At 60.2% G+C, this 26,166-nt stretch carries 29 protein-coding genes; 14 read left to right on the top strand and 15 right to left on the bottom strand.

What is annotated here, in order from left to right:
• Positions 1 to 126 precede the first annotated feature (126 nt).
• Together AC1DYF_RS10645 and AC1DYF_RS10650 are read right to left on the bottom strand one after the other, a co-directional pair.
• Positions 127 to 2,091 carry a L,D-transpeptidase family protein gene (locus tag AC1DYF_RS10645; RefSeq protein ID WP_477876694.1) on the bottom strand — a complete coding sequence of 655 codons (1,965 nt, stop codon included), beginning with the start codon at positions 2,089 to 2,091 and terminating at the stop codon, positions 127 to 129.
• 378 nt (positions 2,092 to 2,469) lie between these two features.
• Positions 2,470 to 2,817, bottom strand: a complete 348-nt coding sequence (locus tag AC1DYF_RS10650; RefSeq protein ID WP_477876695.1) for an ArsR/SmtB family transcription factor — start codon at positions 2,815 to 2,817, stop codon at positions 2,470 to 2,472.
• A gap of 162 nt (positions 2,818 to 2,979) precedes the next feature.
• Here AC1DYF_RS10650 and AC1DYF_RS10655 point away from each other — a divergent pair, with 162 nt between their 5' ends.
• Both AC1DYF_RS10655 and fumC read left to right on the top strand, forming a co-directional pair.
• Complete coding sequence (locus AC1DYF_RS10655; protein WP_477876696.1) at positions 2,980 to 4,203, top strand: hypothetical protein; 1,224 nt, start codon at positions 2,980 to 2,982, stop codon at positions 4,201 to 4,203.
• Positions 4,204 to 4,306: 103 nt separating this feature from the next.
• Entirely contained in the window at positions 4,307 to 5,695 is a 1,389-nt protein-coding gene (fumC, locus tag AC1DYF_RS10660; protein ID WP_477876697.1) for a class II fumarate hydratase, read from the top strand.
• Positions 5,696 to 5,799: 104 nt separating this feature from the next.
• Here the strand turns inward: fumC and AC1DYF_RS10665 are convergent, their stop codons facing one another.
• Together AC1DYF_RS10665 and AC1DYF_RS10670 are read right to left on the bottom strand one after the other, a co-directional pair.
• The gene (locus tag AC1DYF_RS10665; protein WP_477876698.1) at positions 5,800 to 6,129 is read right to left on the bottom strand and encodes a hypothetical protein; all 330 of its coding nucleotides are present in this window, start codon (positions 6,127 to 6,129) and stop codon (positions 5,800 to 5,802) included.
• 193 nt (positions 6,130 to 6,322) lie between these two features.
• Positions 6,323 to 7,207: a LysR family transcriptional regulator gene (locus tag AC1DYF_RS10670; RefSeq protein ID WP_477876699.1), complete on the bottom strand. Its 885-nt coding sequence runs from the start codon at positions 7,205 to 7,207 to the stop codon at positions 6,323 to 6,325.
• Positions 7,208 to 7,318: 111 nt separating this feature from the next.
• Here AC1DYF_RS10670 and AC1DYF_RS10675 point away from each other — a divergent pair, with 111 nt between their 5' ends.
• Complete coding sequence (locus tag AC1DYF_RS10675; RefSeq protein ID WP_477876700.1) at positions 7,319 to 7,507, top strand: 4-oxalocrotonate tautomerase; 189 nt, start codon at positions 7,319 to 7,321, stop codon at positions 7,505 to 7,507.
• 89 nt (positions 7,508 to 7,596) lie between these two features.
• Here the strand turns inward: AC1DYF_RS10675 and AC1DYF_RS10680 are convergent, their stop codons facing one another.
• Positions 7,597 to 7,827 (bottom strand): hypothetical protein, encoded by a 231-nt coding sequence (locus AC1DYF_RS10680; protein ID WP_477876701.1) that lies wholly within the window; start codon positions 7,825 to 7,827, stop codon positions 7,597 to 7,599.
• Between the two features lie 201 nt (positions 7,828 to 8,028).
• Here AC1DYF_RS10680 and AC1DYF_RS10685 point away from each other — a divergent pair, with 201 nt between their 5' ends.
• The 5 genes from AC1DYF_RS10685 (at position 8,029) to AC1DYF_RS10705 (ending at position 13,119) form a co-directional block, all read left to right on the top strand.
• Positions 8,029 to 9,636, top strand: a complete 1,608-nt coding sequence (locus AC1DYF_RS10685; RefSeq protein WP_477876702.1) for a fumarate hydratase — start codon at positions 8,029 to 8,031, stop codon at positions 9,634 to 9,636.
• 236 nt (positions 9,637 to 9,872) lie between these two features.
• Positions 9,873 to 10,943: a GGDEF domain-containing protein gene (locus tag AC1DYF_RS10690; RefSeq protein WP_477876703.1), complete on the top strand. Its 1,071-nt coding sequence runs from the start codon at positions 9,873 to 9,875 to the stop codon at positions 10,941 to 10,943.
• 128 nt (positions 10,944 to 11,071) lie between these two features.
• A complete protein-coding gene (locus tag AC1DYF_RS10695; protein WP_477876704.1) occupies positions 11,072 to 11,572 on the top strand; it encodes a MarR family winged helix-turn-helix transcriptional regulator in 501 nt (166 codons plus the stop codon).
• Complete coding sequence (locus tag AC1DYF_RS10700; protein ID WP_477876705.1) at positions 11,569 to 12,249, top strand: GNAT family N-acetyltransferase; 681 nt, start codon at positions 11,569 to 11,571, stop codon at positions 12,247 to 12,249. The genes AC1DYF_RS10695 and AC1DYF_RS10700 overlap by 4 nt, the downstream gene beginning before the upstream one ends.
• A 198-nt stretch (positions 12,250 to 12,447) precedes the next feature.
• Positions 12,448 to 13,119, top strand: a complete 672-nt coding sequence (locus AC1DYF_RS10705) for a L,D-transpeptidase (RefSeq protein ID WP_477876706.1) — start codon at positions 12,448 to 12,450, stop codon at positions 13,117 to 13,119.
• Between the two features lie 95 nt (positions 13,120 to 13,214).
• Here the strand turns inward: AC1DYF_RS10705 and AC1DYF_RS10710 are convergent, their stop codons facing one another.
• From AC1DYF_RS10710 to katG, 3 genes are all read right to left on the bottom strand, one after another.
• Positions 13,215 to 14,315 (bottom strand): glycosyl hydrolase family 18 protein, encoded by a 1,101-nt coding sequence (locus AC1DYF_RS10710; protein ID WP_477876707.1) that lies wholly within the window; start codon positions 14,313 to 14,315, stop codon positions 13,215 to 13,217.
• Between the two features lie 41 nt (positions 14,316 to 14,356).
• Positions 14,357 to 14,689 carry a DUF6678 family protein gene (locus AC1DYF_RS10715; RefSeq protein ID WP_477876708.1) on the bottom strand — a complete coding sequence of 111 codons (333 nt, stop codon included), beginning with the start codon at positions 14,687 to 14,689 and terminating at the stop codon, positions 14,357 to 14,359.
• A gap of 96 nt (positions 14,690 to 14,785) precedes the next feature.
• On the bottom strand, positions 14,786 to 16,978 hold the full coding sequence (gene katG / locus AC1DYF_RS10720; RefSeq protein WP_477876709.1) for a catalase/peroxidase HPI: 2,193 nt from the start codon (positions 16,976 to 16,978) through the stop codon (positions 14,786 to 14,788).
• Positions 16,979 to 17,220: 242 nt separating this feature from the next.
• Between katG and AC1DYF_RS10725 the strand changes: the two genes are divergently transcribed.
• The 3 genes from AC1DYF_RS10725 to AC1DYF_RS10735 all read left to right on the top strand — a co-directional run bounded on the left by AC1DYF_RS10725 (position 17,221) and on the right by AC1DYF_RS10735 (position 19,337).
• Positions 17,221 to 18,144, top strand: a complete 924-nt coding sequence (locus tag AC1DYF_RS10725) for a hydrogen peroxide-inducible genes activator (protein WP_477876710.1) — start codon at positions 17,221 to 17,223, stop codon at positions 18,142 to 18,144.
• A gap of 115 nt (positions 18,145 to 18,259) precedes the next feature.
• A complete protein-coding gene (locus tag AC1DYF_RS10730; protein WP_477876711.1) occupies positions 18,260 to 18,850 on the top strand; it encodes a hypothetical protein in 591 nt (196 codons plus the stop codon).
• 118 nt (positions 18,851 to 18,968) lie between these two features.
• Positions 18,969 to 19,337, top strand: a complete 369-nt coding sequence (locus AC1DYF_RS10735; RefSeq protein WP_477876712.1) for a hypothetical protein — start codon at positions 18,969 to 18,971, stop codon at positions 19,335 to 19,337.
• 112 nt (positions 19,338 to 19,449) lie between these two features.
• Here AC1DYF_RS10735 and AC1DYF_RS10740 read toward each other — a convergent pair whose 3' ends face one another.
• On the bottom strand, positions 19,450 to 20,073 hold the full coding sequence (locus tag AC1DYF_RS10740; RefSeq protein WP_477876713.1) for a nucleoside 2-deoxyribosyltransferase: 624 nt from the start codon (positions 20,071 to 20,073) through the stop codon (positions 19,450 to 19,452).
• Positions 20,074 to 20,087: 14 nt separating this feature from the next.
• Complete coding sequence (locus AC1DYF_RS10745) at positions 20,088 to 20,876, bottom strand: M15 family metallopeptidase (RefSeq protein WP_477876714.1); 789 nt, start codon at positions 20,874 to 20,876, stop codon at positions 20,088 to 20,090.
• Positions 20,877 to 21,106: 230 nt separating this feature from the next.
• On the opposite strand from AC1DYF_RS10745, the gene AC1DYF_RS10750 reads away from it, so the two are divergent.
• Positions 21,107 to 21,559, top strand: a complete 453-nt coding sequence (locus tag AC1DYF_RS10750) for a carboxymuconolactone decarboxylase family protein (protein ID WP_477876715.1) — start codon at positions 21,107 to 21,109, stop codon at positions 21,557 to 21,559.
• A 73-nt stretch (positions 21,560 to 21,632) separates the two neighbouring features.
• On the opposite strand, the gene AC1DYF_RS10755 is transcribed toward AC1DYF_RS10750, so the two are convergent.
• The 4 genes from AC1DYF_RS10755 to AC1DYF_RS10770 are packed head-to-tail and all read right to left on the bottom strand — an operon-like array spanning position 21,633 to position 23,910.
• Positions 21,633 to 21,932, bottom strand: coding sequence for a hypothetical protein (locus AC1DYF_RS10755; protein ID WP_477876716.1), 300 nt, complete (start codon positions 21,930 to 21,932; stop codon positions 21,633 to 21,635).
• Positions 21,933 to 21,965: 33 nt separating this feature from the next.
• Positions 21,966 to 22,319, bottom strand: a complete 354-nt coding sequence (locus AC1DYF_RS10760) for a hypothetical protein (protein WP_477876717.1) — start codon at positions 22,317 to 22,319, stop codon at positions 21,966 to 21,968.
• A gap of 45 nt (positions 22,320 to 22,364) precedes the next feature.
• Entirely contained in the window at positions 22,365 to 22,976 is a 612-nt protein-coding gene (locus AC1DYF_RS10765) for a pyridoxamine 5'-phosphate oxidase family protein (RefSeq protein ID WP_477876718.1), read from the bottom strand.
• Positions 22,977 to 23,022: 46 nt separating this feature from the next.
• Entirely contained in the window at positions 23,023 to 23,910 is an 888-nt protein-coding gene (locus AC1DYF_RS10770) for an alpha/beta hydrolase (RefSeq protein WP_477876719.1), read from the bottom strand.
• Positions 23,911 to 23,954: 44 nt separating this feature from the next.
• On the opposite strand from AC1DYF_RS10770, the gene AC1DYF_RS10775 reads away from it, so the two are divergent.
• Positions 23,955 to 24,455 (top strand): MarR family winged helix-turn-helix transcriptional regulator, encoded by a 501-nt coding sequence (locus tag AC1DYF_RS10775; protein ID WP_477876720.1) that lies wholly within the window; start codon positions 23,955 to 23,957, stop codon positions 24,453 to 24,455.
• 175 nt (positions 24,456 to 24,630) lie between these two features.
• On the opposite strand, the gene AC1DYF_RS10780 is transcribed toward AC1DYF_RS10775, so the two are convergent.
• Positions 24,631 to 24,984, bottom strand: coding sequence for a gamma-butyrobetaine hydroxylase family protein (locus tag AC1DYF_RS10780; RefSeq protein ID WP_477876721.1), 354 nt, complete (start codon positions 24,982 to 24,984; stop codon positions 24,631 to 24,633).
• Positions 24,985 to 25,121: 137 nt separating this feature from the next.
• Between AC1DYF_RS10780 and moaA the strand changes: the two genes are divergently transcribed.
• Positions 25,122 to 26,156, top strand: a complete 1,035-nt coding sequence (gene moaA, locus AC1DYF_RS10785) for a GTP 3',8-cyclase MoaA (RefSeq protein WP_477876722.1) — start codon at positions 25,122 to 25,124, stop codon at positions 26,154 to 26,156.
• Positions 26,157 to 26,166 lie beyond the last annotated feature (10 nt).

Consider the following 26,166-nt stretch of genomic DNA (forward strand, 5'->3'; position numbering starts at 1 on the left):
CCGCAACAGCACCGCAAGGGCCCTTCTCTCCCACAAGCGCCAGGAAGACCCAGCGGCATCGCCTTACAAACAACAAAAGGCGCCGCCAGTCACCCAGCAGCGCCTTTCGAGTAAGATCATCCAGCCTCAGCTTGCCGCGTGACGCATCTTCTCAGTCGCGTCAAATGCCTTCTGCAGGTAGTTGTCGCGGCTGTAGACGTCGTCGAAATATTCCACCACGCCATCCTTGTTCGGATAGGCGGTGAAATAGGCGATGTAGATCGGGAACGGCCGCGGTACCTTGACCTGCTCGTTCTGACCGGTGGCGATATGAGAGGTGATGTCCTCGACGGTCGTGTCCATCACCGCTGCCGCCATCTTCTTCGGATCGGACAGACGCACGCAACCATGGCTCAGCGCCCGCATGTCGCGCTTGAAGAAGCTCTTCTGCGGCGTGTCATGCATGTAGATCGCATGCTTGTTGGGGAACATGATCTTGACCTGGCCGAGGGCATTTCCGGAACCCGGCGGCTGGCGGACGTCGACCGCATCGGTCGTCTGCCAGTCGATGTCAGACGAGGAAACCTGCTGGCCGTTGACCGAGGTTTCGTAGCCGAGGCGGTCGAGATAGCTCGGGTCCTGGCGCAGGTGCGGCAGCATTTCGTTGACGATGATCGAGCGCGGCACGCCCCAATAGGGATTGTACTCGACGAGACGAATCTGGTCCTCGAAGAAGAAGGTCTGGTGGCCGGGCGAACCGACGACAACCCTCATGTTGAACTGTTCCTGGTTGTTTTCATGGTAATAGACCAGGAAGGCAGCCTGATTGATGAACACATAGCGCTCGCCGAGATCGTTCGGCAGCCAGCGCATCTGTTCCATCGCCACGGTAAGCTTGTGGATCTTGGAATCCTGGGTTTCGACCGCACCACCCATCAGCACCTTGACGGTGCCCTTGCCGATGATCCCGTCACCCTTGAGGCCCTTCTCGGCCTGGAACGCGGCGACGAGCTTGGCGAGTTCAGGCGTATAGTCCTGGCTATCCTGGTAAGAGGCAAGCGTTAGCGACTGATCGAGCTTCAGCTTGTCGGAACCCTTCTGACGGATTGCTGCGACGATGTTCGGCAGTTGGTCGCTCGACATGCCCGGCTTGAGCGTCGAAGTCAGCGTGATCTCGATCTTGGCCGGCTGCTGCTGACCGCCTTGGTCACCACGCAGCTTGGCAAGTTCGGCTTTCAACTGCTCGAACTGTGCATTGGAAGGCGCGCGGCTGTTGAGATAGGCCTTGATATCAGGCGAGGCCGAAATCACCCGCATCGCACCGACGAGGTTCACGTCCTTGCGCTTGAAATCATAGTATTCAGCGATCCGGTTCGGATCGATGCGGCCGCGAACATCGTCTTCGACGAAGGTCAGCACGGCGGCGCTGAGCTCGATTTCGAACTGCATCAGCTGCCGCTGCTTGGTCGTTGCATCGACGGCAGCAAAGGTGTCGGTCGGATCTTGCACCTGATAGTCGGCGGGATCGAGGCCGACCGCATCGGCAGCAGCGAGAGCCGCCATCGCGTCGCGCGCCTTCTGCGTCACACCATGGGCGTCAACCCAGAGCAGGCCGTTATGTTGAGCGTAGAAAGTCTCGATGGCGGCGGCCACCTCGGCAGGCGCCTTGGCCCGCACATCCATCATGAAGGCGCGCGGATTGTTGCTGAAATCCATCGCCGCCGGGACGCTGACGTCCTGGATGGAGCCGGTATTGCTCGCATCGGCCGTCTTGGCGGGGTCAACCGCAGCCGTTTCCATCCTAGGCGCGAACTTAGCGACGTTGACCAACTTCAGGCCGTCGGCCTTGTAGGTGAAGTAGCGCGGCGCCGAAACCTTGGGAAGCGGCCGGCCGGCCCCGGGGCTATCGGGAAACGCACCGTCGTCGTCGTCGAGCGAACCCGCGAGATCGCTGCGGCCGAACAGGCTGCTGCTCTTCTTGCTGGTGTGGCTCGCCGTCTTGTTGCCGGTCAGGAAGTCGAGGAGCGTCGCCGAATGCGCCGCAGGCGCGCCAAAGGTGAATGCGCAGGAGATGGTCAGGGCAGCAATCGCCGCGGTCTTCAAAGGCTTCATCTTATATCAATTCCCAACGGACCGGAGCGTTCCGGCCGAATATCCCGATGTTGAGCAAGTCATAGCTGATTGCCCGGCGCTTGAAAAGAAAACGGATAACCCCGCCCCTTCATTCAGGGGGTCACATATTTGTGACCTCTTTTTGTCGCTATGTTTGCGCGGGCTCTAATAACATGCTGATAACCTTAACATTTTATTAAGGCTGCTAATATTCCACTCCGCCGTTTCCCGCAGCGGCGGCATTGCGCCGCCGAGACATTTGCCCGGCGATGTGACCAAAATGGCACTCGCATTTTGGTAGTTCTACTTCATCATGCAAGGATGGGTTGCTTGACTGGGGCGAAACGGATCGGATAGCACCCGCCGCCGGACCGCCGATCAACAGCTGGGGGCACGCCTGTCGCAATGCAGCGAATCAAGCGCCGGCTTGACAATGTCCGGATTGCCGCCGCAACAGTCCTGCAGCAGATAGCCGAGCAGCTCGCGCATCGCGCTCATTTCGGCGAAATAGCGAATGTTGCGTCCTTCGCGCTGCGAGCGGATCAGTTCGGTGGAGGAAAGCAGGGTCAGATGCGCCGAAAGCGTATTGGGCCTGAGATCGAGCGCAGAAGCGATCTCGCCGGCATTCAGCCCCTGCCCGCCCGCGCCGACAAGCAGTCGGAATATATCAAGGCGGCCGCGGTGGGACAAAGCCGTCAGCTTGTTGATCGGGGTTGTTTTTTCCATCGCTGCACTATTCATGCGGTAACCGTGAACGCAAATGAAGTTTTGTTAAGAAGTATATAGTGTCGCAGCCCGCGCAATGCACGCTGTAAATTGAGCCACACACAGGCAACTTGCCTTTCGCCGTTCATACCGCTTCAATGGCCGCAACGACGGAGAGGTTCCATGCGGCACTGTTTCATCCTGGTTGTCATGCTTCTGGCGGTACTGGCCGTCCGCCCAGCCGCGGCGAGAGAGCCGACTGAGGTGGAGCTTGTCATGGGCGATCCGGTCGGCTGGAAGGTCGGCGAACTCGCCGGCAAATATGTCTACTCCGACGCGCAGGGACGAAGCTGGACGGTCAAGCTCAAGCCTGGCGACAGGGTCGACGGCAAACTGCAATCGGTGACCGTGACGGTCAGTGCAGACGGCATCAAGCCAGCCTCGCTGTCCATCGACCTCGAGGACGCCGACGACAACGGCACGCTCGCGGTCTACGACTTCGATGCCGAACTGCCCACGTTCCTGACCACACACTACACGAACGGCGCCCATTGCTGCTACGATGTCCAGGCCTTGGTCTTCAACGGCAAGAAACTGGTGGCGACAGATGTCGACAGCTACGACGGCGGCGTTGACGTGCGTGACATCGACGGCGACGGCACCTACGAGATCGACACGGTCGACCAGCGCTTTTCCTATGCCTTCGACGACCATGCCGGATCGCGCGCCGCCCGCGAGATCGACAAGGTCAGGGAGACAGGCACCGTCACCGTTACGGGCGAGTCGCAATACCAGCCCTATTTGTTGGTGGAACTGGGCCGCGAACTGGCCGCATGTAACGCCGATCCCGGACCCGGCATGTGTGCCGGCCCTCTCGGAACGGCAGCGACACTCGGCATTTACCAGAGCGCGGTCGCAGATGTGCCATTCGAGAAGATCGACAAGAGCAGGCAGAATCCAAGCTATCTGACCTGCGATCAGGACGATTGCGGTAAAGAGATCAAGTTCCTGAATTATCGGCAGGCCTTGGAATACCGGCTCAAGGACTGGGGCTACAGCACCCGTTCGTCATTGAATGATAAGGGCCGCGCCTTCTTCCGCCGGTTCGCCTCCTTCACCAAGGGCTTCGGTGCCGCGGCCCTCCCCTGCGGCAAAGACGCCTTCCAGGTTCGCCTGGACAAGAACGAGCAATTCGCCGAGATCGGCACGCCAGGACATTCCTGCCGCATTGAGACGATCAATGTGCTTGAGAATGCCGCTGTCGCGCTCGGCTTTTGCGCCATGACGACGAATCTCTCCCCGCGGATCGAAATGGAACTCGATGGCGACCAGCTAACCATGAGCTTCATCGACAAAGGCGTTCTGAATGCGAAATCCGCTCCGGGCACCTTAAAGGCCTGTCCTTGAACCCAGCCGCCCCTTGTCACGCGGCATCATGTTTATCGCTGCCGGTTGCATCGGACGCTATGAGCACTAAGTAAAACCCGGATGAAAAGCGAGGGAGAGCGGGATGACCACGCGCACCGAAACCGACACGTTTGGACCGATCGAAGTCGATGACAGCCGCTATTGGGGGGCACAGGCCGAGCGCTCGCGCGGCAATTTCAAGATCGGTTGGGAAAAGCAGCCAGCCTCGATCATCCGCGCGCTCGGTGTAATCAAGCAGGCAGCCGCCCGCGCCAATATGAAACTCGGCCATCTCGACAAGCTGCTCGGCGATGTCATCGTCACCGCTTCGCAGGAAGTCATCGACGGCAAGCTCGACGACCATTTTCCGCTCGTCGTCTGGCAGACCGGTTCCGGCACCCAATCCAACATGAACGCCAACGAGGTGATCTCCAATCGGGCGATTGAACTCCTGGGCGGCATCAAGGGTTCCAAGAAGCCCGTGCATCCCAATGATCACGTCAATATGAGCCAGTCGTCGAACGACACCTTTCCGACGGCCATGCATATCGCCTCGGTCGAGCAGATCGTCCACCACCTGCTGCCGGGCCTCAGGCACCTGCATGCGGCCCTGGACGCCAAATCCCGCGATTTTGCCGACATCATCAAGATTGGCCGCACGCACACGCAGGACGCCACGCCGCTGACCCTCGGCCAGGAGTTTTCCGGCTATGCGGCGCAGACGGCCTCGGCGATCAAGCGCATGGAGCTGACGCTGCCCGGCCTCTACGAACTCGCCCAGGGCGGCACGGCAGTCGGCACCGGCCTCAACGCGCCGGTCGGCTTTGCCGAAAAAGTGGCCGATGAGATCGCTGCGATCACCGGCCTGCCCTTCGTCACCGCGCCGAACAAGTTCGAGGCGCTGGCGGCCCATGACGCCATGGTGTTCTCGCATGGCGCCATCGCTTCGGCCGCCGCTGCCCTGTTCAAGATCGCCAACGACATCCGCCTGCTCGGCTCCGGCCCGCGCGCCGGGCTCGGCGAACTGGCGCTGCCGGAAAACGAGCCGGGCTCGTCGATCATGCCGGGCAAGGTCAATCCCACCCAGTCCGAAGCGCTCACCCAGGTCTGCGCCCACATCTTCGGCAACAATGCCGCTATCACCTTCGCCGGCAGCCAGGGCCATTTCGAACTCAATGTCTACAACCCAATGATGGCCTACAATTTCCTCCAGTCCGTCCAACTCCTTGGCGACGCCGCCCGCTCCTTCACCGACAATTGCGTCGTCGGCATCGAACCGCGCCTCGACAATATTAAGGCGGGCCTTGAGCGCTCATTGATGCTGGTCACAGCGCTGGCGCCGGTGATCGGTTATGATGCGGCGGCGAAGATTGCCAAGACGGCGCATAAGAACGGCACGACCTTGAAGGAGGAAGCGCTGGCGAGCGGGTTGGTGACGGAGGAGCAGTATGACGAGGTCGTGCGGCCGGAGCTGATGATCGGGCCGAAGTGAGATGCTCCAGCATGTTTATTCAACATGCCAAGTCCGCGGCGCATTTTTTCGACCAGATCGAATGATGTCAAAAATCGCCAACTGATCGAAATCGCGACAAACAATTAGGCGATACTGGCAAGATACCGTTGCTTTATCTCATCAACGCACAAGCGACAAACGACGTGCCTGCCCTCGATCGCCTCGTAGGCTTTAAAATATTCCTCCTCCTGTTCATCCGTGACTTCATCTTCCAACACTGAAAAATTATCGAAGGCCATAAACCTCTGAAAATCCAGGCCATCATAACATTCGTTGCAAAGGAATAGTCCACTTCCGATCACGAAACGATGACCGTCCGGATATTTGCCATCGTCGAGCGCGCTGGAAACATGTGCACATACTTCGAGGATGCCTATGACCCCACCATGCTTTTCGCAAATCAGCTTGCCCAAGAAACACCACCGATCCGCGCCATTGGTCTACCACGACTTTGGCAACCTCACGCGTAAATGCAAGCGATCGTTCGCGTATCGATGATCATAGTGAGACTTTGTAGCCGGAACTGACGATCAGGTGGAAGCGGAGAACCGCAAGGCAGACTCATCTCTGCCGGCAAACGTGATTCGGCATGTCCGGCCGTCCGTCTCAACTGAAATTAACGACCAAAAGATCGATGACACTGCGCAGCAGCGCGGTCGGCCTACGATCCGGGGCGTAGACGAGATACATCGGCGTCGGCATGAACGACCACTCCGGCAACACCGCCTCAAGCCTGCCGGCGGCGATGTCCTCGGCCAACAGCAGTTCCGGCTGCAGCACGATACCTGCGCCATGGACAGCCGCTACGCGCAGCGCCGCGCCCTGGTTTGCGGTGAAGTGACCGCTGATGTCCACCTCGCAGCTTTCACCGTCCGGGCCGACGAGTGCCCAGACGCCTTGCTTGCGCCAATAGGACTGCCCCAGGCACGAATGTCCGGTCAAATCCTGCGGATGTTTCGGTCGCCCGTGGCAATCGAGATAGGACGGAGCCGCCGCCAGAATCCTGCGATAGGGTTTCAGTGGCCTTGCCACGAGGTTCGAATTCGTCAGCTCACCGATATGGATGCCGAGCTCGTATCCTTCACCGATCAGATCGTGGCCGCGATTGTCCAGCGTCAAGTCAATGCTGACATCCGGGTTTTCACGCAGATATCCGGCAATCACGGGCACGAGCTTCTCGCTGCCGAAGCTGACGGGAGCAACCAGGCGCAATTGGCCGCGTGGGCTCGCCTGGAGCTCCGATGCACTTGCTTCGGCGAGAGCCATCTCCGCCAGAACCGCCTTGCAGCGCTCATAATAGAGCTTGCCGACCTCGGTGAGTTGGTGACGACGCGTGGTGCGGTGAAGCAGCCGCGCGCCCAGGCGCTGCTCGATCAACCGCACATGCTTGGCGACCATCGTCGGCGATACGTCGCTGATATCGGCGGCGGCAGCAAAGCTGCCATGTTCCACAACCCTGACAAACATTTCCATACCGGCCAGCTTGTCCATAATTCCTAACCTCTGGGTTCTGAATGAACATCCCGTCCCGCTATTTATCTCGAGATCGGTCTGTAGAACACTCCGAAGCGCCCGACCTGGGCTGTTCCTATGGAGATTGACATGCCGATATTGAGACTTGAGATGCATCCGGGGCGGACGCCTGAGCAGAAGCGGAATTTCGTCCGCGAGGCGACGAAGGTCGTCGCCGAAACCCTCGTATGCCCACCGGAGTCGGTCGAAATCATCATCACGGAAGTGGCAAAAGATGCCTGGGCGACGGCAGGAAAGTTGAAGTCCGACAACACCTGATATGTGATCCACAACTCACAAAGGCTCCCGCAGCATTGAATTGTTGCGGGATCTCAACAGATCGGAGCGGCGGAGCGCCCGAGGCGCGCTCAGGATTTGCCGTTATCGGGCACGCATTGCTGAACTTCGCAATCGTCAGTGTTGGCGTATTTCTGGCATTCCCGTATGGCCCGGCTCTCGGCCGCCTTTTCATTGGCATAGTTGCTGCTCCAGCCCTGGGCGCCATCGCTGGCGGTGGCGACGCAGCTCCAGGCAAAGGCGGTGGAAGAAATCGCGGTGATCGCCGCGGCAGAAACAACGGAAAGCAGGAAGGCGCGCATGCTGTAGCTCCTTGCGATTGCTTTGATGAAATTGCTTTACGTTAATCGGTACACCGCGAGAAGACCGCCAGCCGATACACCCAAGAATAGTCAGACTGCCTCTCCGTTGCCTGCGCCCGTCTGCCGCCTTTAGAATCATTGCAATCCGCCCTTGATGTCCCTAAAACCACGGCCATCCCGAACCCTTCGAAAGGCTTTCCCATGGCCGGTGATCTCTTTCCGCTCGGCGAGGACAGGACGTCCTACCGCAAGCTCACCTCCGACTACGTCTCCGTCGACACATTCAAGGGCCAGGAGATCCTGACCGTCGAGCCCGAAGGCATGCGGCTGCTCGCCGAAACCGCCTTCGCCGACATCAATCATCTGCTGCGCACCGATCACCTGAAGCAGCTCGCCTCGATCCTGGACGACCCGGAAGCCACCGCTAACGACCGCTTTGTCGCCTACGACCTGTTGAAGAACGCCAATATTGCCGCCGGCGGCGTCTTGCCGATGTGCCAGGACACAGGCACCGCGATCATCATGGGCAAAAAGGGCCGCCGCGTCTGGACCGAAGGCGGCGACTACGAAGCGCTCGCCCACGGCGTCATGGACGCCTATCTCAAGAAGAACCTGCGCTATTCGCAGCTCGCGCCCATTTCGATGTTCGAAGAGAAGAACACCAAGAACAACCTGCCGGCCCAGATCGACATCTATGAGGAAGGCACGGATGACTATGAATTCCTGTTCGTCGCCAAGGGCGGCGGCTCGGCCAACAAGACCTATCTCTACCAGGGCACGCCGTCGCTTCTGACGCATGACCGTTTGGTCGCTTTCCTCAAGGACAAGATCCTGTCGCTCGGCACCGCGGCCTGCCCGCCCTACCATCTTGCCATCGTCATCGGCGGCACCTCGGCCGAGATGAACCTGAAGACGGTGAAGCTCGCTTCGACCCACTATCTCGACGAATTGCCGACCGAAGGCTCCGAAGGTGGCCATGCCTTCCGCGATGTCGAAATGGAAAAGGAAATCCACAAGCTGACGCAGAGCCTCGGCGTCGGCGCGCAATTCGGCGGCAAGTATTTCTGTCATGACGTGCGCGTCATCCGCCTGCCCCGCCACGGGGCTTCGCTGCCGATCGGGCTCGGCGTCAGCTGTTCCGCCGACCGCCAGGCCAAGGGCAGGATCACCAGGGACGGCATCTTCCTCGAAGCGTTGGAAACCGACCCGTCGAAATTCCTGCCGGAGGTCGAGGATCGCCATCTCGACGATGACGTCGTCAAGATCGACCTCAACCGGCCGATGGCGGAAATCCTGGCCGAACTGACGAAATATCCGATCAAGACCCGGCTGTCACTGACCGGTCCGATCATCGTCGCCCGCGACCTGGCGCATGCGAAAATCCGCGCCCGCCTCGAAGCCGGCGAAGGAATGCCGGACTATTTCAAGAACCATCCGATCTACTATGCCGGCCCGGCAAAGACCCCTGCCGGCTACGCCTCGGGCTCCTTCGGCCCCACCACCGCCGGACGCATGGACTCTTATGTCGACCAGTTCCAGTCCTTCGGCGGCTCGATGGTCATGCTCGCCAAAGGCAACCGGTCCCGGGCAGTGCGTGAAGCCTGCGCCACCCATCACGGCTTCTATCTCGGCTCGATCGGCGGCCCGGCGGCGCGGCTTGCCAAGGACTGCATCAAGAAGGTCGAAGTGGTGGAATACGCCGAGCTTGGCATGGAGGCGATCTGGCGGATCGAAGTCGAGGATTTCCCCGCTTTCATCGTCATCGACGACAAGGGCAATGACTTCTTCAAGGAGTTGAACCTCGAATAGTTCTGGCGCCAGGGCCAGCCCCACTATCATGGTGGGGCATGGCGCCTGTCCAAAGGGGCTGGAATCGACATGACAAATATCATTTTTGTCTCGGATCAAGTCGAATCTGTTCTTAAGTACGAACCCAAAACATTGAATTGCCTGCTTTTCCTCTTTCGAAGTGACCCAACATTAACCGTTTCCCAACACTTGAGCGTTAAAACAAACGGTGGGCATGGATGTTAGGGAGCTCACTGATGAACATGGCGCAGCCTCAGCAAAAGGTGCAGGTGCCGGATATTGCCGCACAGGTGACCTATGCCATGCGCCAGATGGGTGTCTCGCCGATTCCCCGCAATTATGAGCTCTTCTATGAAGCCTATATCGGCTCCAACCCGAAGCTGACCAAGGAACTGGCGGCGCTCGGCACGCGCGCGACGCAGGAAGAGTTGGACGCCATCGGCGCACAATATTTCGGCCATCAGCAGGCCAATGTCGTCGACAGCGCCCATTCCAAGATGCTCAAGGATCTCGAAGGCCTGGTCACGCTGCTTCGGCAGGAGCACACCTCGCTCGAAAGTTACAACAAGCTGCTTGGCGACACCTATTCGCGAATTACTTCCAAGAGCGCGGCGAGCGCCGACCTGCTCAACAGCGCCATCACTCTGCTCTCCGACGCGACCGATTCGAAGATGGTCGGCAACCAGGTGACCGCCGACGGCATCGAGACGAAGTCGCGCGAGATGGAGGACGTCCGCAAGGAACTCGAAGAATATAAGCGCATCGCCAACACCGACTCGCTGACTCGCCTGTTCAACCGCCGCGCCTTCGACGAGCGGCTTGCCGCCGTGTTCAACAACCAGTTCGGTCGCAACACGACGACGGTGATCCTCGGCGATATCGACCATTTCAAGAAGATCAACGACACGTTCGGCCATCCGGTCGGCGACAAGATCCTCGCCACTGTCGGCAATGTCATCAGGTCCAATGTCCGCAAGGACGTCTTCGTCGCCCGCACCGGCGGTGAGGAATTCGCCATCATCCTGGAAAACACCTCGGTGGAGGAAGCGGCGTCGGTGGCCGAACGCGTCCGCCGTTCGCTGGAGTCGACGCCGTTCAAGAACTCCAAGACCGGCGTCAACTACGGTCCGGTAACGCTGTCACTCGGCCTCTGCCTCGCCGCCGAAGCCGAGAACCCGCAGGAACTCTATCAAAAAGCCGATGTGGCGCTGTATGCCGCCAAGAGCAATGGCCGCAACTGTTGCATGGTCTTCGAGGACGGAATGAAGAAAGAGCTTTCCAAGAGCTGGCTGCTTTATAAAAAATAATCAAGCCTACACTCCACTCACATTCAAGCCGGCCTTTCGCCGGCTTTTTTATTGTGCCGAACGGGTGCTTGCAAGGCTACTCATAACCATTTATATAACGTGTTATATAAATGGTTATGAGCTTCCTCATGAACGACGTGGTCCGCACATTCGGCTACCTGGCGCTCGGCACGCGGCTGAAGCGGCTCGGCGAAAGGCTGCAGGCCGAAACACAGAAGCTGATCGACGGCCACGATGGGGTCACGATCATTGCCAGCCAATTTCCCTATCTTGCCGCCGTGGACAAGCTCGGCCCGCTCACGATCGGCGAGCTTGCAGACGCGCTCGGCGTCAGCCAGCCAGCCGTGACCCGGACAGTCATGCAGCTGGTCGATGCGGGGCTGCTCACCGCGGAGCCTGCGCCCGACGACCAGCGGCGGCGTGTCATCAATCTTTCCGCCGGGGGCGAGCAGTTGATCGAACGCGCCGCCAAAACCGTCTGGCCCGCGATAGATGCGGCAGTCCGCGACCTCTGTGGCGACTTGGAAGGTCCATTTCTCGACCAGTTGGCCGCCATCGAGGACGGCCTCGACGAACAACCCCTCGCTATCAGAGCGCAGCGGCTTTCACAGAAGGAGCAACGGATATGACCTCCATACTCGATCGGCCGGGCTGGAGCGCTCTCGACACCCGCCATGCAGAACTCGCAATCGGCAACGGTCTCGCGCGACGCTATGGCCCTGGCGTCAGCTCGTTTGCCGCCACTGCCGATGATGAACCGGAAAGTCTCGAAGCATTGGCGGCACTTGCCCGCCCCGGCGAACCGATGATCCTCGCCCAGACAGGCCAGATCGGCCTTCCGAACGGCTTTCGTGCAGCAACAACCACGCCGCTGGTGCAGATGATCCTGGAGCACCCGATCGATCCCATTGTCGATCCGCGTATCGTTCGCCTCGGCTGGCCGGATGCGGAAGAGATGCTTGCGCTGGCGACATTGACCAAACCCGGCCCGTTCACGTTGAAGTCGCAGGCGCTCGGCGCTTTCTGGGGCATCCGGGACGATGGCAGGATCGTCGCCATGGCGGGCGAACGGTTGAAACAGCCGGGCTTCGTCGAATTGTCCGGCGTCTGTGTCCATCCGGATTTCAGGGGCCGCGGTCTTGCCAGGGCATTGTCGCAATTCGTTTCGCAACAGATCATGGCTGCGGGCGACACGCCTTACCTGCATACTTTCTCAGGCAACGCACCGGCGATAAGTCTTTATGAATCCCTCGGTTTCCGCCACCGCGCCGATCTCACCGTGGTTGCGATCATGCCCGACGCATAGGCCAGTCCGCCATCCCAAGCGCGCGGGCCTCTATTGCCAGACATGCTGTAAATCTCGCAAATTTTATTCAAATTAACCATGTTCCTTTAGGAACAGCGGCCGCGTCTTGCCCGGTCTACAACACCTCCATCGAACAACGGGATGAGGCGCGGCCAGGGCGAAAACGGCCCCTCTCCCCAACCGAACGGAGAGACTGAAATGAACAAGATGATCGCATTCCTTGCCGCCTCGCTGACCGCCGCCATGATGTTTACCGCTCCGGCCCATGCAGGCTTCCTGCTGTTCGGCAAGGAAAAGACCCACACCGACGCACAGTTGGCCTCGCTGTCGACCAACGCCAACAAGCAGGGCTGGATGCAGTTGCTCGGCGACGACAAGCCGGTCAAGGCGAAGAAGAAGGCTGACATCAACACTTCGCCGATCGGCCGCAAGCTGGTTGCCTTCGACCCCACTGTTCCCGTCGGCACGATCGTCATCGTCAATTCCGAGCGTCGCCTCTACCACGTTATCTCCAAGGGCCTCGCCATTTCCTACGGCGTCGCCATCGGCAAGGAAGGCTTCAACTGGACCGGCACCGAGACGGTCACCGCGATGACCGAATGGCCGACCTGGACTCCCCCGAAGGAAATGCGCGAACGTGAAGCCAAGAAGGGTCATATCCTGCCGGAAAAGATGGAAGGCGGCCTCACCAACCCGCTCGGTGCCCGCGCCATGTATCTCGGCTCAAGCGAATTCCGCATCCACGGCACCAACCAGCCGCTCTCGATCGGCCATGCCGCCTCTTCCGGCTGCTTCCGCATGGCCAACGAGGATGTCGAACACCTCTATGCCAGCGTGACCATCGGCACCAAGGTGATCATTCGCGACTGAAGGATTTCGAACCCGTAGAAAAGCCGGCCATGTGCCGGCTTTTGCTGTTTTGTGGTTGAGACGCATTCACCGGAGTGGCATTTCACCGCTCGCCATCAGAAAAAGAATCCGTCGTGCGACGCCGCATGCTGTGCGATCCCATCGAAGATCGATGAGAACTCCCACTGATCCTGAATGACGCCGCTTCTGTGCGACGTCGGCTCGTGATCGGTCGTGTCCTTGGTCGCTGCAATGTCGCGCGGCAGTTCCCACATGCCGATGCCGGTGATCCATGGCGTCTTGGCGGCAAAGGCTGTCACTTCGCGTGCATCTTCCAGCGTGAACACTTCGCTGGTCTTCGGGTTCTGCCAATTGTCGTTCTGACCGATCATCGGCGTGATTGCGATCTTCACATCATCCATGCCGAGCTTGAGCAATTGCCTGTGCACCGCCTTGGCGGCGTCGATCGCATTCTCCCCCATGTCGGGATGTTTCTCGCCGGTGAAATAGTCCATCGCCATGATGTTGACGACATCGAGATCGACGTGGTCAGCCTTGGCCTGCTTGAGAATGCCGAGCACATTGCCGCCGGTATAGCTCGTATCATGCGGCAGCCCATTCGGCTGGGTGGCGATGGTGAAGCTGACCTGGAGATCGGGATCGGCGGCTTTCAGCCGGTTGATCGCCAGATCGCGCAGATGGTTGGCAGCCTTGTCGGCAACGACATCGTAGAGATCGCCCTCGTCGCCCGTGATCGTGTCCGGCTCGATGTCGAAGTCGAGATGGTCGACGCCATAGGTGTCGATCACCGACTGGTATTCTGAGGTGAGCGTCTTGAGCGCAATATGATCGGCCTGCGCCCTGGAATAATCGTCCGGCCCATTCTGCAGGTTCTCCGAATATTGATTGGCAATGACCGCCACGTCACGGCCGCCAAAGCCGCCAAACGAGATCGTCACCCTGCCGCCATCCGCCTGGATCGCGCCGATCTGCTGGGCGATTTTTTGCGTCGGCAAAGCGTCCGGATCGAGCCCTCCCCAGCTCAGCGTCGGCACTTCGCCCTGCTTGAGATGGGCGTCGGCACCAGACCCATTGAGCTGTGAATCCTGACCTTGCATGAAAGCGAGCGTAAAATCGCTAAGGCCCGATTGCTGCGCCAACTTGCCGAGGTCGCTCGGCAACGTCATGTCGATATAGGGGGAATAGTACTTGGTCACGATTGCCTCCTCCACGCATCTCCAGCATGGTTGCTTGCGCCTCAAAGATAGCTGACGATCTGCCCCGGTGACGAATATCCGTATACGCGATAGCCGCCCTCGATCTCGTCGGCTGGCACATGTATTTCCCTCAACACCACTGCAATGCCGTCCATATGAACGGCGGTATCGGCGAAAATATCGACATAGACAATGTCGTCATAACCACCGTCTCGGAAATGATAGTACCACTCCCGCTGGGGTGGACTTGTGTAGCCGGTGAGGCTGCAGGTGCTCCATCGAGGTGGTGGCTCCAAACCGTACATCGCAAGTCGAAGTTCGTCCCATTTGGTATTATTCATGAGAGGATTAAGCCCCGTCTGCCGGTCTTTCATCGCTTGCTCTCCTTCTTGGCGTCGCGGTCGGGCCATCAAGCAAAAGCCCGCGGCACGACTGCCGCGGGCTTTGCTGTCATTGGTGGAAGTCGCCGATCAGGCCAGGTCGTAACGATCCGCGTTCATCACCTTGTTCCAGGCCTTGACGAAATCGGCGACGAACTTGCCCTTGGCATCGCTCTGGCCGTAGACTTCGGCGAGCGCCCTGAGCTGCGAGTTCGAGCCGAAGACGAGGTCGACGCGGGTGGCGGTCCACCTAGTCTCGCCGGTCTTGCGGTCACGGCCTTCGAACAGGTTCTTCGAACCGTCGGCCGCCTTCCACTCCGTCGCCATATCGAGCAGGTTGACGAAGAAGTCGTTGGTCAGCGCGCCCGGACGCTTGGTGAAGGCGCCGTTCTGCGAGCCGTCGGCATTGGCGCCGAGTGCACGCAGGCCGCCGACGAGCACGGTCATTTCCGGCGCCGTCAGCGTCAGCAACTGGGCCTTGTCGACCAGCAGCTCTTCGGCCGAGATCGAATAATTGCCCTTGAGGTAGTTGCGGAAACCATCGGCGATCGGCTCGAGCACGTCGAAAGACTCGACATCCGTCTGCTCCTGCGACGCGTCCATGCGGCCCGGCGTGAACGCAACTTCGAGGGCGTTGCCGCCATCGGCTGCCGCCTTTTCGACCGCAGCGGCACCGCCGAGAACGATCAGGTCGGCCAGCGACACTTTCTTGCCGCCGCTCTGGGCGTCATTGAAGCTCTTCTGGATGCCTTCGAGCTTTTCGAGCACGCCGGCGAGCTGAGCCGGCTGGTTGACCGCCCAATCCTTCTGCGGCTCGAGGCGGACGCGCGCACCATTGGCGCCGCCGCGCATGTCGGAACCACGGAAGGTCGAAGCGGAGGCCCAGGCCGTCGAGACCAACTGCGACACCGTCAGGCCCGAGGCAAGAATCTTCGCCTTGAGATCGGCAACATCCTTCGCATCGACCAGTGGGTGATTGACGGCCGGGATCGGGTCCTGCCAGATCAGCTCTTCGGCCGGAACATCCGGACCGAGGTAGCGCGGGCGCGGGCCCATGTCGCGATGGGTCAGCTTGAACCAGGCACGTGCGAAGGCGTCGGCGAAGGCTTCGGGATTTTCGAAGAAATGCCGCGAGATCTTCTCGTAAGCCGGGTCGAAACGCAGCGCCAAGTCGCTGGTCAGCATGGTCGGAGCATGACGCTTGGACTTGTCATGCGCATCCGGAATTGTGTTGGCGCCGGCGCCGTTTTTCGGCGTCCATTGATGCGCACCAGCCGGGCTCTTCGTCAGTTCCCAATCGTAGCCGAACAGGTTCCAGAAGAAGTTGTTGCTCCACTTGGTCGGCGTCGAGGTCCAGGTGACTTCGAGGCCGCTCGAAATCGTGTCGCCGCCCTTGCCGCTGCCATAGCTGGAAATCCAGCCAAAGCCCTGGGCTTCGATGTCGCCACCTTCCGGCTCAACGCCAACATGGGTGGCGGGACCCGCACCATGCGTCTTGCCGAAGGTGTGGCCGCCGGCGATCAGCGCCACGGTCTCTTCGTCGTTCATTGCCATGCGGGCAAAGGTTTCGCGAATGTCGCGCGCCGAGGCGAGCGGGTCGGGATTGCCGTTCGGGCCTTCCGGGTTGACGTAGATCAGGCCCATCTGCACGGCGGCGAGCGGGTTTTCGAGATCACGATCACCGGAATAACGCTTGTCTTCGAGCCAGACGTCTTCCTTGCCCCAGTAGACATCTTCGTCCGGCTCCCAGACATCCGGGCGACCGCCGGCGAAACCGAAGGTCTTGAAGCCCATCGATTCCAGCGCCACGTTGCCGGTAAGGATCATGAGGTCAGCCCAGGAGATCCGGTTGCCGTATTTCTGCTTGATCGGCCAGAGCAGGCGGCGGGCCTTGTCGAGATTGACATTGTCCGGCCAGCTGTTGAGCGGCGCGAACCGCTGCTGGCCCGCACCCGCGCCGCCGCGGCCATCGGCCGTGCGATAGGTTCCGGCGCTGTGCCAGGCCATGCGGATGAAGAACGGGCCGTAGTGACCGAAGTCGGCCGGCCACCATTCCTGCGAATCCGTCATCAGCGCCTGCAGGTCCATCTTCAGGCCCGCGAGGTCAAGCTTCTTGAACTCTTCGGCATAATCAAATCCAGTACCCATCGGGTCCGACTTGGCGGAATGCTGGTGCAGCAGCTTGAGGTTCAGCTGGTTCGGCCACCAGTCGCGGTTCGACCTTGTGCTGGTCGACGTATGCGCGACTGGACACTTGCCGGCGTTCTCGACTTTGGCGTCCATATTTCTCTCCCTTAGGGTTGCTTCGGTGCGGTTGCGAAAAGGATGCCATCCAGGGAAAAAATCACGGAGCCCTGGAGAGGCCATCCGATCTCATAGCCTGCTGCACGATCGGCCGGCAGGCGCGGTGATGGCGATATGAATTGGTCTCGGCATGGCGGTATCCCATCTTCCTATTTTGACCATATCAAGGTTGTTCCATTAATTTAAGTTGGATTTCCTGATCGCCGCGATAAGATGAGCTTATGATCAACCTGACACTCAAACAGCTCCGCTATTTCGAGGCGCTCGCCAGGCACGGACATTTCGGTCGCGCCGCCGAAATATGCGCCATCTCGCAACCCGCGCTGTCGATGCAGATCAAGGAGATGGAGGAAACGCTCGGCATCAATCTGTTCGAGCGCAGCGCCCGTCAGCTCCGCCTCACCCATTTCGGCGAGACGTTCCTCGCCCGCGCCCGCGAAATCCTGCGCTCGGTCGATGAGCTCGAGGATCTGGCGCGCGCGGCGCAAGACCGGCTGGTCGGGCGGCTGAGGATTGGCGTCATCCCGACGATCGCGCCCTATCTGCTGCCGACCATCATCGGCAACCTCACCCGCCTCAATGAAGGGCTCGACATCCATGTGCGGGAATCACTGACCTCGAAACTGATGCAGGAGCTGGCTGCCGGGCGGCTCGACACGGCCATCGTGGCGCTGCCGGTCTCCGAGCCGTCGATAACCGAGGTGCCGCTGTTTGCCGAAAACTTCGTGCTGGTCCGGCCGGGCGAGGACGAGGGCAAGCCGGTGCCGAACCGCGAGGCACTGCGCGAGATGAAACTGCTGCTGCTCGAGGAAGGTCACTGCTTCCGCGACCAGGCGCTCTCCTTCTGCAACATGCAGACGGCGCTGCCGCGCGAGCTTCTGGATGGCAGCTCGCTCTCAACGCTGGTGCAGATGGTCAGCGCCGGCATCGGCGTGACCCTGATCCCGGAAATGGCGGTATCGGTGGAAACCCGCTCCGCCACCGTTTCCATCGGCCGATTTCCGGGCACCCAGCCGGCCCGCACGATCGGCATGATCTGGCGCAAGACGAGTCCGCTCGCCAAGCAGCTGATGCAGGTCTCCGACGTCGTGCGCCAATCGGCCGAAGAGATGCGGGCGCAGCATGCCACGAAGGCCGGCGCCTGAACGCGCAGGCTGCACACGTTGCCGGCATCAATCGTCGACAAGTCACCGCGGGAACATCGGCACCCTCTGAGAACGGATAGAGGTGGTAACAACAGAAGCAAAAAGGTCTTCCTGCATGAATCTCCGTCCGATCCGCTCCGCCCTTGCTGCAGCCTTCATCCTCGCCGCAGGCGCAGCCCTTGCCGACGACAGGCTGCCGCCACCGGTCAACGGCGTCACCTTCGAAGAATGGGCGGCCGGCAATGCGCGGCTCTCCAATCAGCAGCCCCTCGCCGATATCCTGAAAGTGCTCAACGTCGACGAGGCGCATTGGAACCAGACGAACGCGGCCTTCCTCGACGCGCTGAAACATGGCGACCCTGCCTCCTACATGTACATTCACTATGGCGAAGTCTTCGCCAACCCCGCCGTCGGCCGCTTCAAGGGCCGCAATGATCAGCCGGAAATCGAAGCCAAGCTCGCCACCTTCGACGACTATGCCCGCGTCCAGGCCGACCTCACGGTCTCGGCGGAATTCGGCAAGGACCCGCAGGACGTGCTGAAGCAGCATAACCTGACCGTCTACGAATTCTCGCAGGAGGCCGGCAACTGGGTGAAACTGATGGGCAAGGCGGCGGAGGCAGGACAGACGGAAAAGACGGAGAAGATGAACCGCGTGATGCAGAAATACGAGGCGGAGTATCGGAAAAAGTATCAGGCCGAATAGCCGGTGTGATCCCTTGTGAAGGTGGTTCAATGCCTTCACTGCGGTCATAAATCGCACCTGGATATTGAAAACCACCGGTCCCGTCACGAAGTGAATAGCTAAACCGGAGTTCCCGAAGATGTTCTATCTCGTGCTTGGCCTATGCGCCGCGATCGTGACGTTTTTCGTCGCTCGTTACTTCGCTGTCAAAACCAGGCTGGTCGAAAAAACCATCAATGAAACCATTGCCCGCAAATTGCTGACCAGCAAGCACAGCGCCGAACTGCAGCGGCTGCGCGAAGAAAATGGCGTCATGCGCAATTTGCTGGTCGACATGCTGGAAAACGAGGCATCAGTGACCGCTGTCAACCAGAGCGCCTCTTCGACGGAGAAGCAGCGCGTTGTCAGCGCGATAGCACAGCGTCGGCGCGAGATTTTCGCCGAAGCGATGTACACCTTGCAGCACAGCGAAAAGAAGGGTGCCCGCGCCTCAAATCTTGCTGAATGATGGGATGCGCAGCCGGCACAGGAACGCGTAGGACAAAAACCGGGCTTTGACTTCGGATTGCGCCGGTCCGCCCTCGCCCCTCCGTCAAACCTGGCTACGCCCAGCCCACCCCTCAGTCATCATTGCTCGCGTCAAGCTCTTCCGGCCGCTTCCCCTCGTCCTTGTGCCTTTCGTCCCGCTGCTGCGCCAGCGCCTTGAGGCATTCCTCAAACGCCGTCAGATCCGTATAGAGCGCATCCGGCGCAGCATTATGGACGGCGATATGCCCGCCGCGGCGCTCGACGCCGCCATGCATCATCAGATTGTCGATCATGTCAAAGTCCTCGGCCGACAGGCCGTCCGGGCCACGCTTGTGGCCATCGGCCGTCGGCGCGATCTTGCCGCCATAGTAATCGACGGTGCGCTCGTAATGGCTTGTCGTGACGTTGGTATAGGCAGCCACCAGCTTGCCCTGGGCGCACATATAACCGAGTTCGAAACAGGTGCCGACATCCGCCGCAATGCCGCGGAAGGGTGTGAGGTTGGCGATCACGCCATCGGCGCGATCCATCATCTCTTCGTCGACCCTGCTGATCGCAAGGCCGAAGCCGTGCTTGGTGTCGGCCGGCGGGATGTCGAGATCGCCCGGGCAGATCGCCTCAAAACCGTATTTCTGGCAGAGCGCCACCTTCGTCTTCATCATCTCGCGCGCATTCGGCAGGAAGACTTCGGGACCGGCCATGTAAAGTTTCAGCATTCTCGGACTTCCATTCATTGACAGGCGGATATGCCGGAACGACGGGCGATTTCGAGGAGTTCCGGCCGATATTCGAAATGCATCGTATCGTAGTGATACCAGCGGCCACCCCAAATGAAACCGTGTTTCTCAAAGATGGCGACGATTTCCATGGGAAATTTGTTCTTGTAGACCGGCACATGGCCCGGTTTGCCACCCGACCAGAGCCAATAGTCGGCGAATTTGGTGTTGAGGTCGATCGCCGCGCCAAAACTATGGACCGAGAGGTTCTTCTGCCCGGCAACCGGCCGCCAGTTGAAGACACCAGCCGAGGGCGCGAGATATTTCTTCAGGTCCGCATGGCCGGCAAGCTCATCTCGGGCTGCGGCCAGCGCCTTGTCCACGCCGTTGACCTTGGTCACATGCAGCGTCTCGCCGAACCATTTCACCGCCACGAGATTGTCCTGAACCTCCTTCTTCGAACCGCCATACATCACCCGTATGAAAGGCTCGGAGCGGATGCGGCCGGGATCGAAATTGACGTCGGGCCGGGTTTCGCAGGGCCCAGCCGGATAGATCTGTTCAAGGCTGTCCTCGACGTCGCCATCCTCCAGCATCTGGAAATGATCGCGTTTCTTGCCATCGTCGACGATCACCGCTTCCTGTTTCTGGCGGAAGACGATGTGATTGTTGGAAGCGCTGGTCACCGTGTCGGGATAGGCTTTCACCAGGATATCGAGCTTCTGCTCAAGCGTGAGGTCGTCCGCAAGGGCTGGGCCGGCCATCGCCATCGCTGCAAAAACACCGGCTATTGCTGATTTCATCTTCCTCTCCTCGCCCGCACCTTTGACTATAACGTTCTTGTGGGGCGCGCTATTTGCGTAGATAAGACAGCCGCCCCGAAATCCCCATCGGCCAGCCGGCAAAGATCGCACAAATTCCCGACGCGCACGTCGCCGCAACAGACTTCCCTCTTGAAATTCTTACGCCGTATAGCTAACTCTCATCTTGGCCTTACAGTGTAAGGTTTTTCTCGGATCAAGGGAGTTTCCAGATGACCGCGCATGTCTCTCGCATCCTTGCCACCGCCTCGCTCATCGCCGTCACCATGGGCATCGGTGCCAGCTTCGCCGGCGATGTTCCCGCCTCGGCCGATGCCGCCTATGCCGAAATCAAGCAGATGATGGGCAGCGTGCCGACCTTCGTCAAAGCCTTCCCGAAAGAAGCGATACCCGGCGCCTGGGCCGAGGTCCGCGACCTGCAGCTGAGCGACAAAACGGCGCTGAACGCCAAGACCAAGGCGCTCATCAGCCTCGCGGTCTCGGCACAGATTCCCTGCACATACTGCATCTACGAAGACACGCTCGACGCCCGCCGCGCCGGCGCTACCGACCAGGAAATCCAGGAAGCCGTGGCGATCTCGGCCCTGACCCGCCACTGGAGCACCGTGTTGAACGGCATGCAGGTCGATATGGCGACGTTCAAGAAGGAAGTCGGCGGGCAATAAGATATTGCGCGGCTGGTCAGGGCCAGCCTCTGTGCCGGTTCCGTCCCTCGGCCCTGTCGAGGGATGGCGCCATCTAGCGCCGCGACAGCCGAGCTTCTGCCAGCTTCAACTCGGCGACAATCTCATATCCGCTGTCGGCGAGATTGTCACCGCGCTGGACGGCGGCATTGAGTTTCGGAAGCAGTTGCGAAAGTTCCGGAACACGGGCAAAAGCGTCGCGAATGTCGGCATTGCCTTCCTCTTCGAGCGGAACTCCCGCGCCGGGATAATGGTCATCCGCGTCGAGCGCGCGACCGAACTGGCTGACGGCGCCGCGAATGGTCTCGAAGGCGCCTTCAATGCGTTTCACTTGCTCTGGATTGAACTCCGTCACGTTTGACATCCACCTGCTATGGTCGAAGATGTTTCAGGTTGTTTCGGAATTCAGCTGCGGCTCCCGCCCCTCCATCAAAGCAGACATTTCGGCATCCTCGATGGGACTCCAAGTCCGCCCCCGATCCGACGAGCCAAAGTAGCGGCATTTCGTTATCGGGTCGAGGATGAAGCTGAATTGCGCGACCTTGACGACAAGGCAATCCGGCAGGGCTAGCAACTGAGCGCTGAAAGAATGAACTTCATCGGGGCCATGCGGGGCAAACATGAAGCTGGCATGCGTCGCCGTGGTGACTTCGACGTCGAACGGTTCCGGATCTTCTCCCTCGAACACGACCGCCTCGTTGTCATACCATGACGTGGGAAGTTCGCGCGTGACGAGCCTCATTGGCGATCTCCTGCCTCCACTGCCCGAAACAACACAGCCGATCACCTACCACATGGTCTTGGCGGCGCGCCCGGCCCATTCCTTGTCATAGGTCTCGCCGTCGAACTCGGTGGCGATGCCCTTCAACATGTCGCCGACAGTCGGCAGGCAGCCGGGTGCCACGAATTTTTCCGCGTTCCACAGGTCGGCGCGAATCACGGCGCGGGCGCATTGCGAATAGACCTCGTCGATGGTGATCACCACGACCGAGCGCGGATGCTTGCCGTCCATCTCGAAACGTTCGAGCAGCGCGGGCTCGATCGCCACGATGGCATGACCGTTGACGCGCATCGTCGTGTTGGAGCCGGGGATCAGGAACATCAGCGCCACGCGCGGATCGCGCACGATGTTGGAGAGCGAATCGACCCGGTTGTTGCCGCGCCAGTCGGGCAGCATCAGTGTCTTCTCATCCTCGATATGCACCACCTGGCCGGCGTCACCGCGCGGTGAACAGTCGAGCCCTTCCGGTCCCGATGTCGCGAGTGCCACGAAGGGCGAGGCCTCGATCATGCGGCGATATTCCTGCGTCAAGCGCGGCATGACCTTGACGATCGATGCCTGGCTCAGGCCGCTATTGTAGATTTGAGCGAGTTCCTCGAGGTTTTCGACCTTGCGCATGGTGCATCTCCGTTGCCGGAATTGCTCTACACGATGAGGTGGTAAATCACCCGAGAAAAGTTTTGATGGCATCGATCGTCGCCGGTGAATTGACGATGCGGCGATGACCCAGCCCGTTCAGCCAGACAAGATGGACCTGCGGCCCAACTGCCGCATAAAGGCGGGCAGCGTGCGCCGAAACTTCCTTGTCGTCCTCGGCATGCAGCACCAGCACCGGCAGGTCCGGCTTCGACTTCAGCATCGCATCGGCCGCGTAGAAAGCGACAGGCCGGTTTGTCAGGGCCTCCACCGCCGCCTCCATCGCCCGGTGTACACGGCCGGTAAAACCCATTTCGCCGGCATAGCCATCGAAAATATGCTTGGCGGCCACGGGTGCTGCGATCAGCACCAGCTTATGCGGTGCCCGTCGCTTCACCCAGTCCTGCGGCGCGGCAGCCGCCATGGCGGCGACGAAGCCGCCGAAGGAATGGCCGATCACCGCATCGAAATGCTCGAATTGCCGCCAGACCGCGTCGATCGCATCCACGGCCATCGGCACGGTGAGCCGGCGGCCGCTCGACCCGCCATGGCCCGGCAAATCAAGGCCGACCACTTCGGCGCCCGCCTGTCTCAGCCCGGTGACAAGCGCCTGCATATAGTCGATCCGCGATCCCCAGCCATGAATGACGAGAAGGCGCCTGCCGTCCGGCACCCCGAGCGGCGGGAACCGGTGCGCGGTGACATGGCCGTTCGGCACAGCCAACATCAACCGCTCCGCCTGCCGCATCTGGGGCTGCGACATGTCGAACAGGCGTTTGACCTTGTGATTGGCGGGCGCAGGATTGCCTGTCGCACAAAATAGCCGGAATGCCGCCTGCCCCGCCATTCGCGGCGCGACCAGCCCGGCGAGATTGATGGCTTGCCCTGTCAGCTTGGCGATATATGATGACATCATGATAGCAGCCTGATAGGTTCAATGCTGAACAATAAAGTACAACAATGAACAAAAATCAAGCACTAACCAAAACGCAGAAACTGCCCTGGGATCATCCACGTTTCCGCACCTGGATCGCCGTCGGCCGCGCCTGCCAGTTGATGCAGCTGACGCTGGCGCGCAACATGGCCCATCTTGAGATAAAGCCGCCGCATCTTGACATCCTGGTGAACCTCTACCGCCGCGAGGGCATTTCGCAGCAGGAACTGGCGCGCAAGCTGCTCGTCGGCCGCTCCAACATGTCGATGCTGCTGCCGCAGCTGGAAAAACGCCAGTTGATCGAACGCCGCGGCGACGGCCGCGACAAGCGCGTGCTGAGACTATTCCTGACCCCCGAAGGCAAGGACATCACCGAGAAGGCGATGGCGATCCAGACCGCACTGATCGACACGGTGATGGGCGAAACGGCCGAGGAGCGCTGCCTGGAGGTGGCCGAGCATATGGAAAAGATCGTTCAGATCTTGCTGGCGGAGGAAGCTGATGGAGATATTCAGTCTCATCGTTGAAGCGATCAGTCGCCGACGCGCTCGGAGAAGGATTGAGGAGCGCGTGTTGCGCGGCAATCCGGAAAAGGCGCTTGCTATCCTGGAAAGTCTGAAGAGCCTGCCGCCCGAGCCCGGTGACGAAATGCCAACGGCAAACACCGGCAGGCGGGACCATCGTTGAGCGCGACTATCGCGCTCAACGGCTCAACCCCTTCTCCGCCAGCTTCCGCTCATAGTCCGCGAACATCTCCCCGCCCCGCTCGCCGAGTTCCCACAGATAGCTCCAGGTGAATATCCCCGTATCGTGCATGTCGTCGAAGCCGATGCGGATGGCGTAATTGCCGGTCGGCGTCACCGACATGATGCCGACATTGCGCTTGCCGGGCACGGTGACCTCCTGGCCCGGTCCGTGCCCCTTCACCTCCGCTGATGGAGACAGCACGCGCAGCATCTCCGCCGGCAGCGCGACGGCCGCACCATCGTCGAAGGTGATGCTCAGCACCCGCTTGTCCTTGGATACCTTGATTTCAGTCGGCCAGTGATCACTCATCTTTCACATCCTTTTGTCCGCAATTAAGGACCAGCCGTCGCATCCGCAAGAACTTTCGGGTTCAAATCCTGCTAGACTTCACTATATAAATCGAGAGAGACGTGAGCCGTCTGTCGCTCGCGTAGAGGTTCGCACGCATGAATGCCCATCCCGGCACGATCACAAACGAGACACGTCCGGCGCCGATGATTGATCCGTTCGGGCGCCATATCAGTTATCTGCGCGTCTCGGTGACCGATCGCTGTGATTTCCGCTGCACCTATTGCATGGCCGAGAAGATGGTCTTCCTGCCGAAGAAGGATCTGCTGACGCTGGAAGAGCTCGACCGCGTCTGTTCCGCCTTCATCGCCAAGGGCGTGCGTAAGCTCCGGCTGACCGGCGGCGAGCCGTTGGTGCGGCACAATATCATGCATCTGGTCCGCAGCCTGGGCTCGCGGATCGGCTTCGGCCTGGAAGAGCTGACGCTGACCACCAATGGCTCGCAGCTTGCCCGCTTCGCCGATGAACTGGCCGATGCCGGGGTCCGCCGCATCAATGTCTCGGTCGATACACTCGACGCGGAAAAGTTCCGCGCCATCACCCGCACCGGCGAACTTGTCAAGGTCCTCGCCGGCATCGACGCGGCCCGCAAGGCGGGCCTGCACGTCAAGATCAACAGCGTAGCGCTCAAGGATTTCAACGACCACGAAATCCCCGAGCTGATGCGCTGGTCGCATGGACTGGGCATGGACATGACCGTCATCGAAACCATGCCGATGGGCGAGATCGACGAGGACCGCACGGACCAATATCTGCCTTTGTCGGTGCTGCGCAAATCGTTGGAAGAGCAGTTCATTCTCGAAGATCTCGACTTCCGCACCGGCGGCCCGGCCCGCTATGTCCGCGTTGCCGAAACCGGCGGCCGGCTCGGCTTCATCACGCCGATGACCCATAATTTCTGCGAGAGCTGCAATCGGGTGCGGCTAACCTGCACCGGCACGCTCTATATGTGCCTCGGCCAGAACGATGCCGCCGACCTCCGCGCCGTCCTGCGCTCAAGCGATGACGACACCGTCCTTGCCGCAGCCATCGACGAGGCCATCCGCCGCAAGCCCAAGGGCCACGACTTCATCATCGACCGCGAACACAACCGGCCGGCCGTCGCCCGCCATATGAGCGTCACCGGCGGCTGAGGGATTTTCC

The organism is Rhizobium sp. P2_G9 (assembly GCF_056403475.1).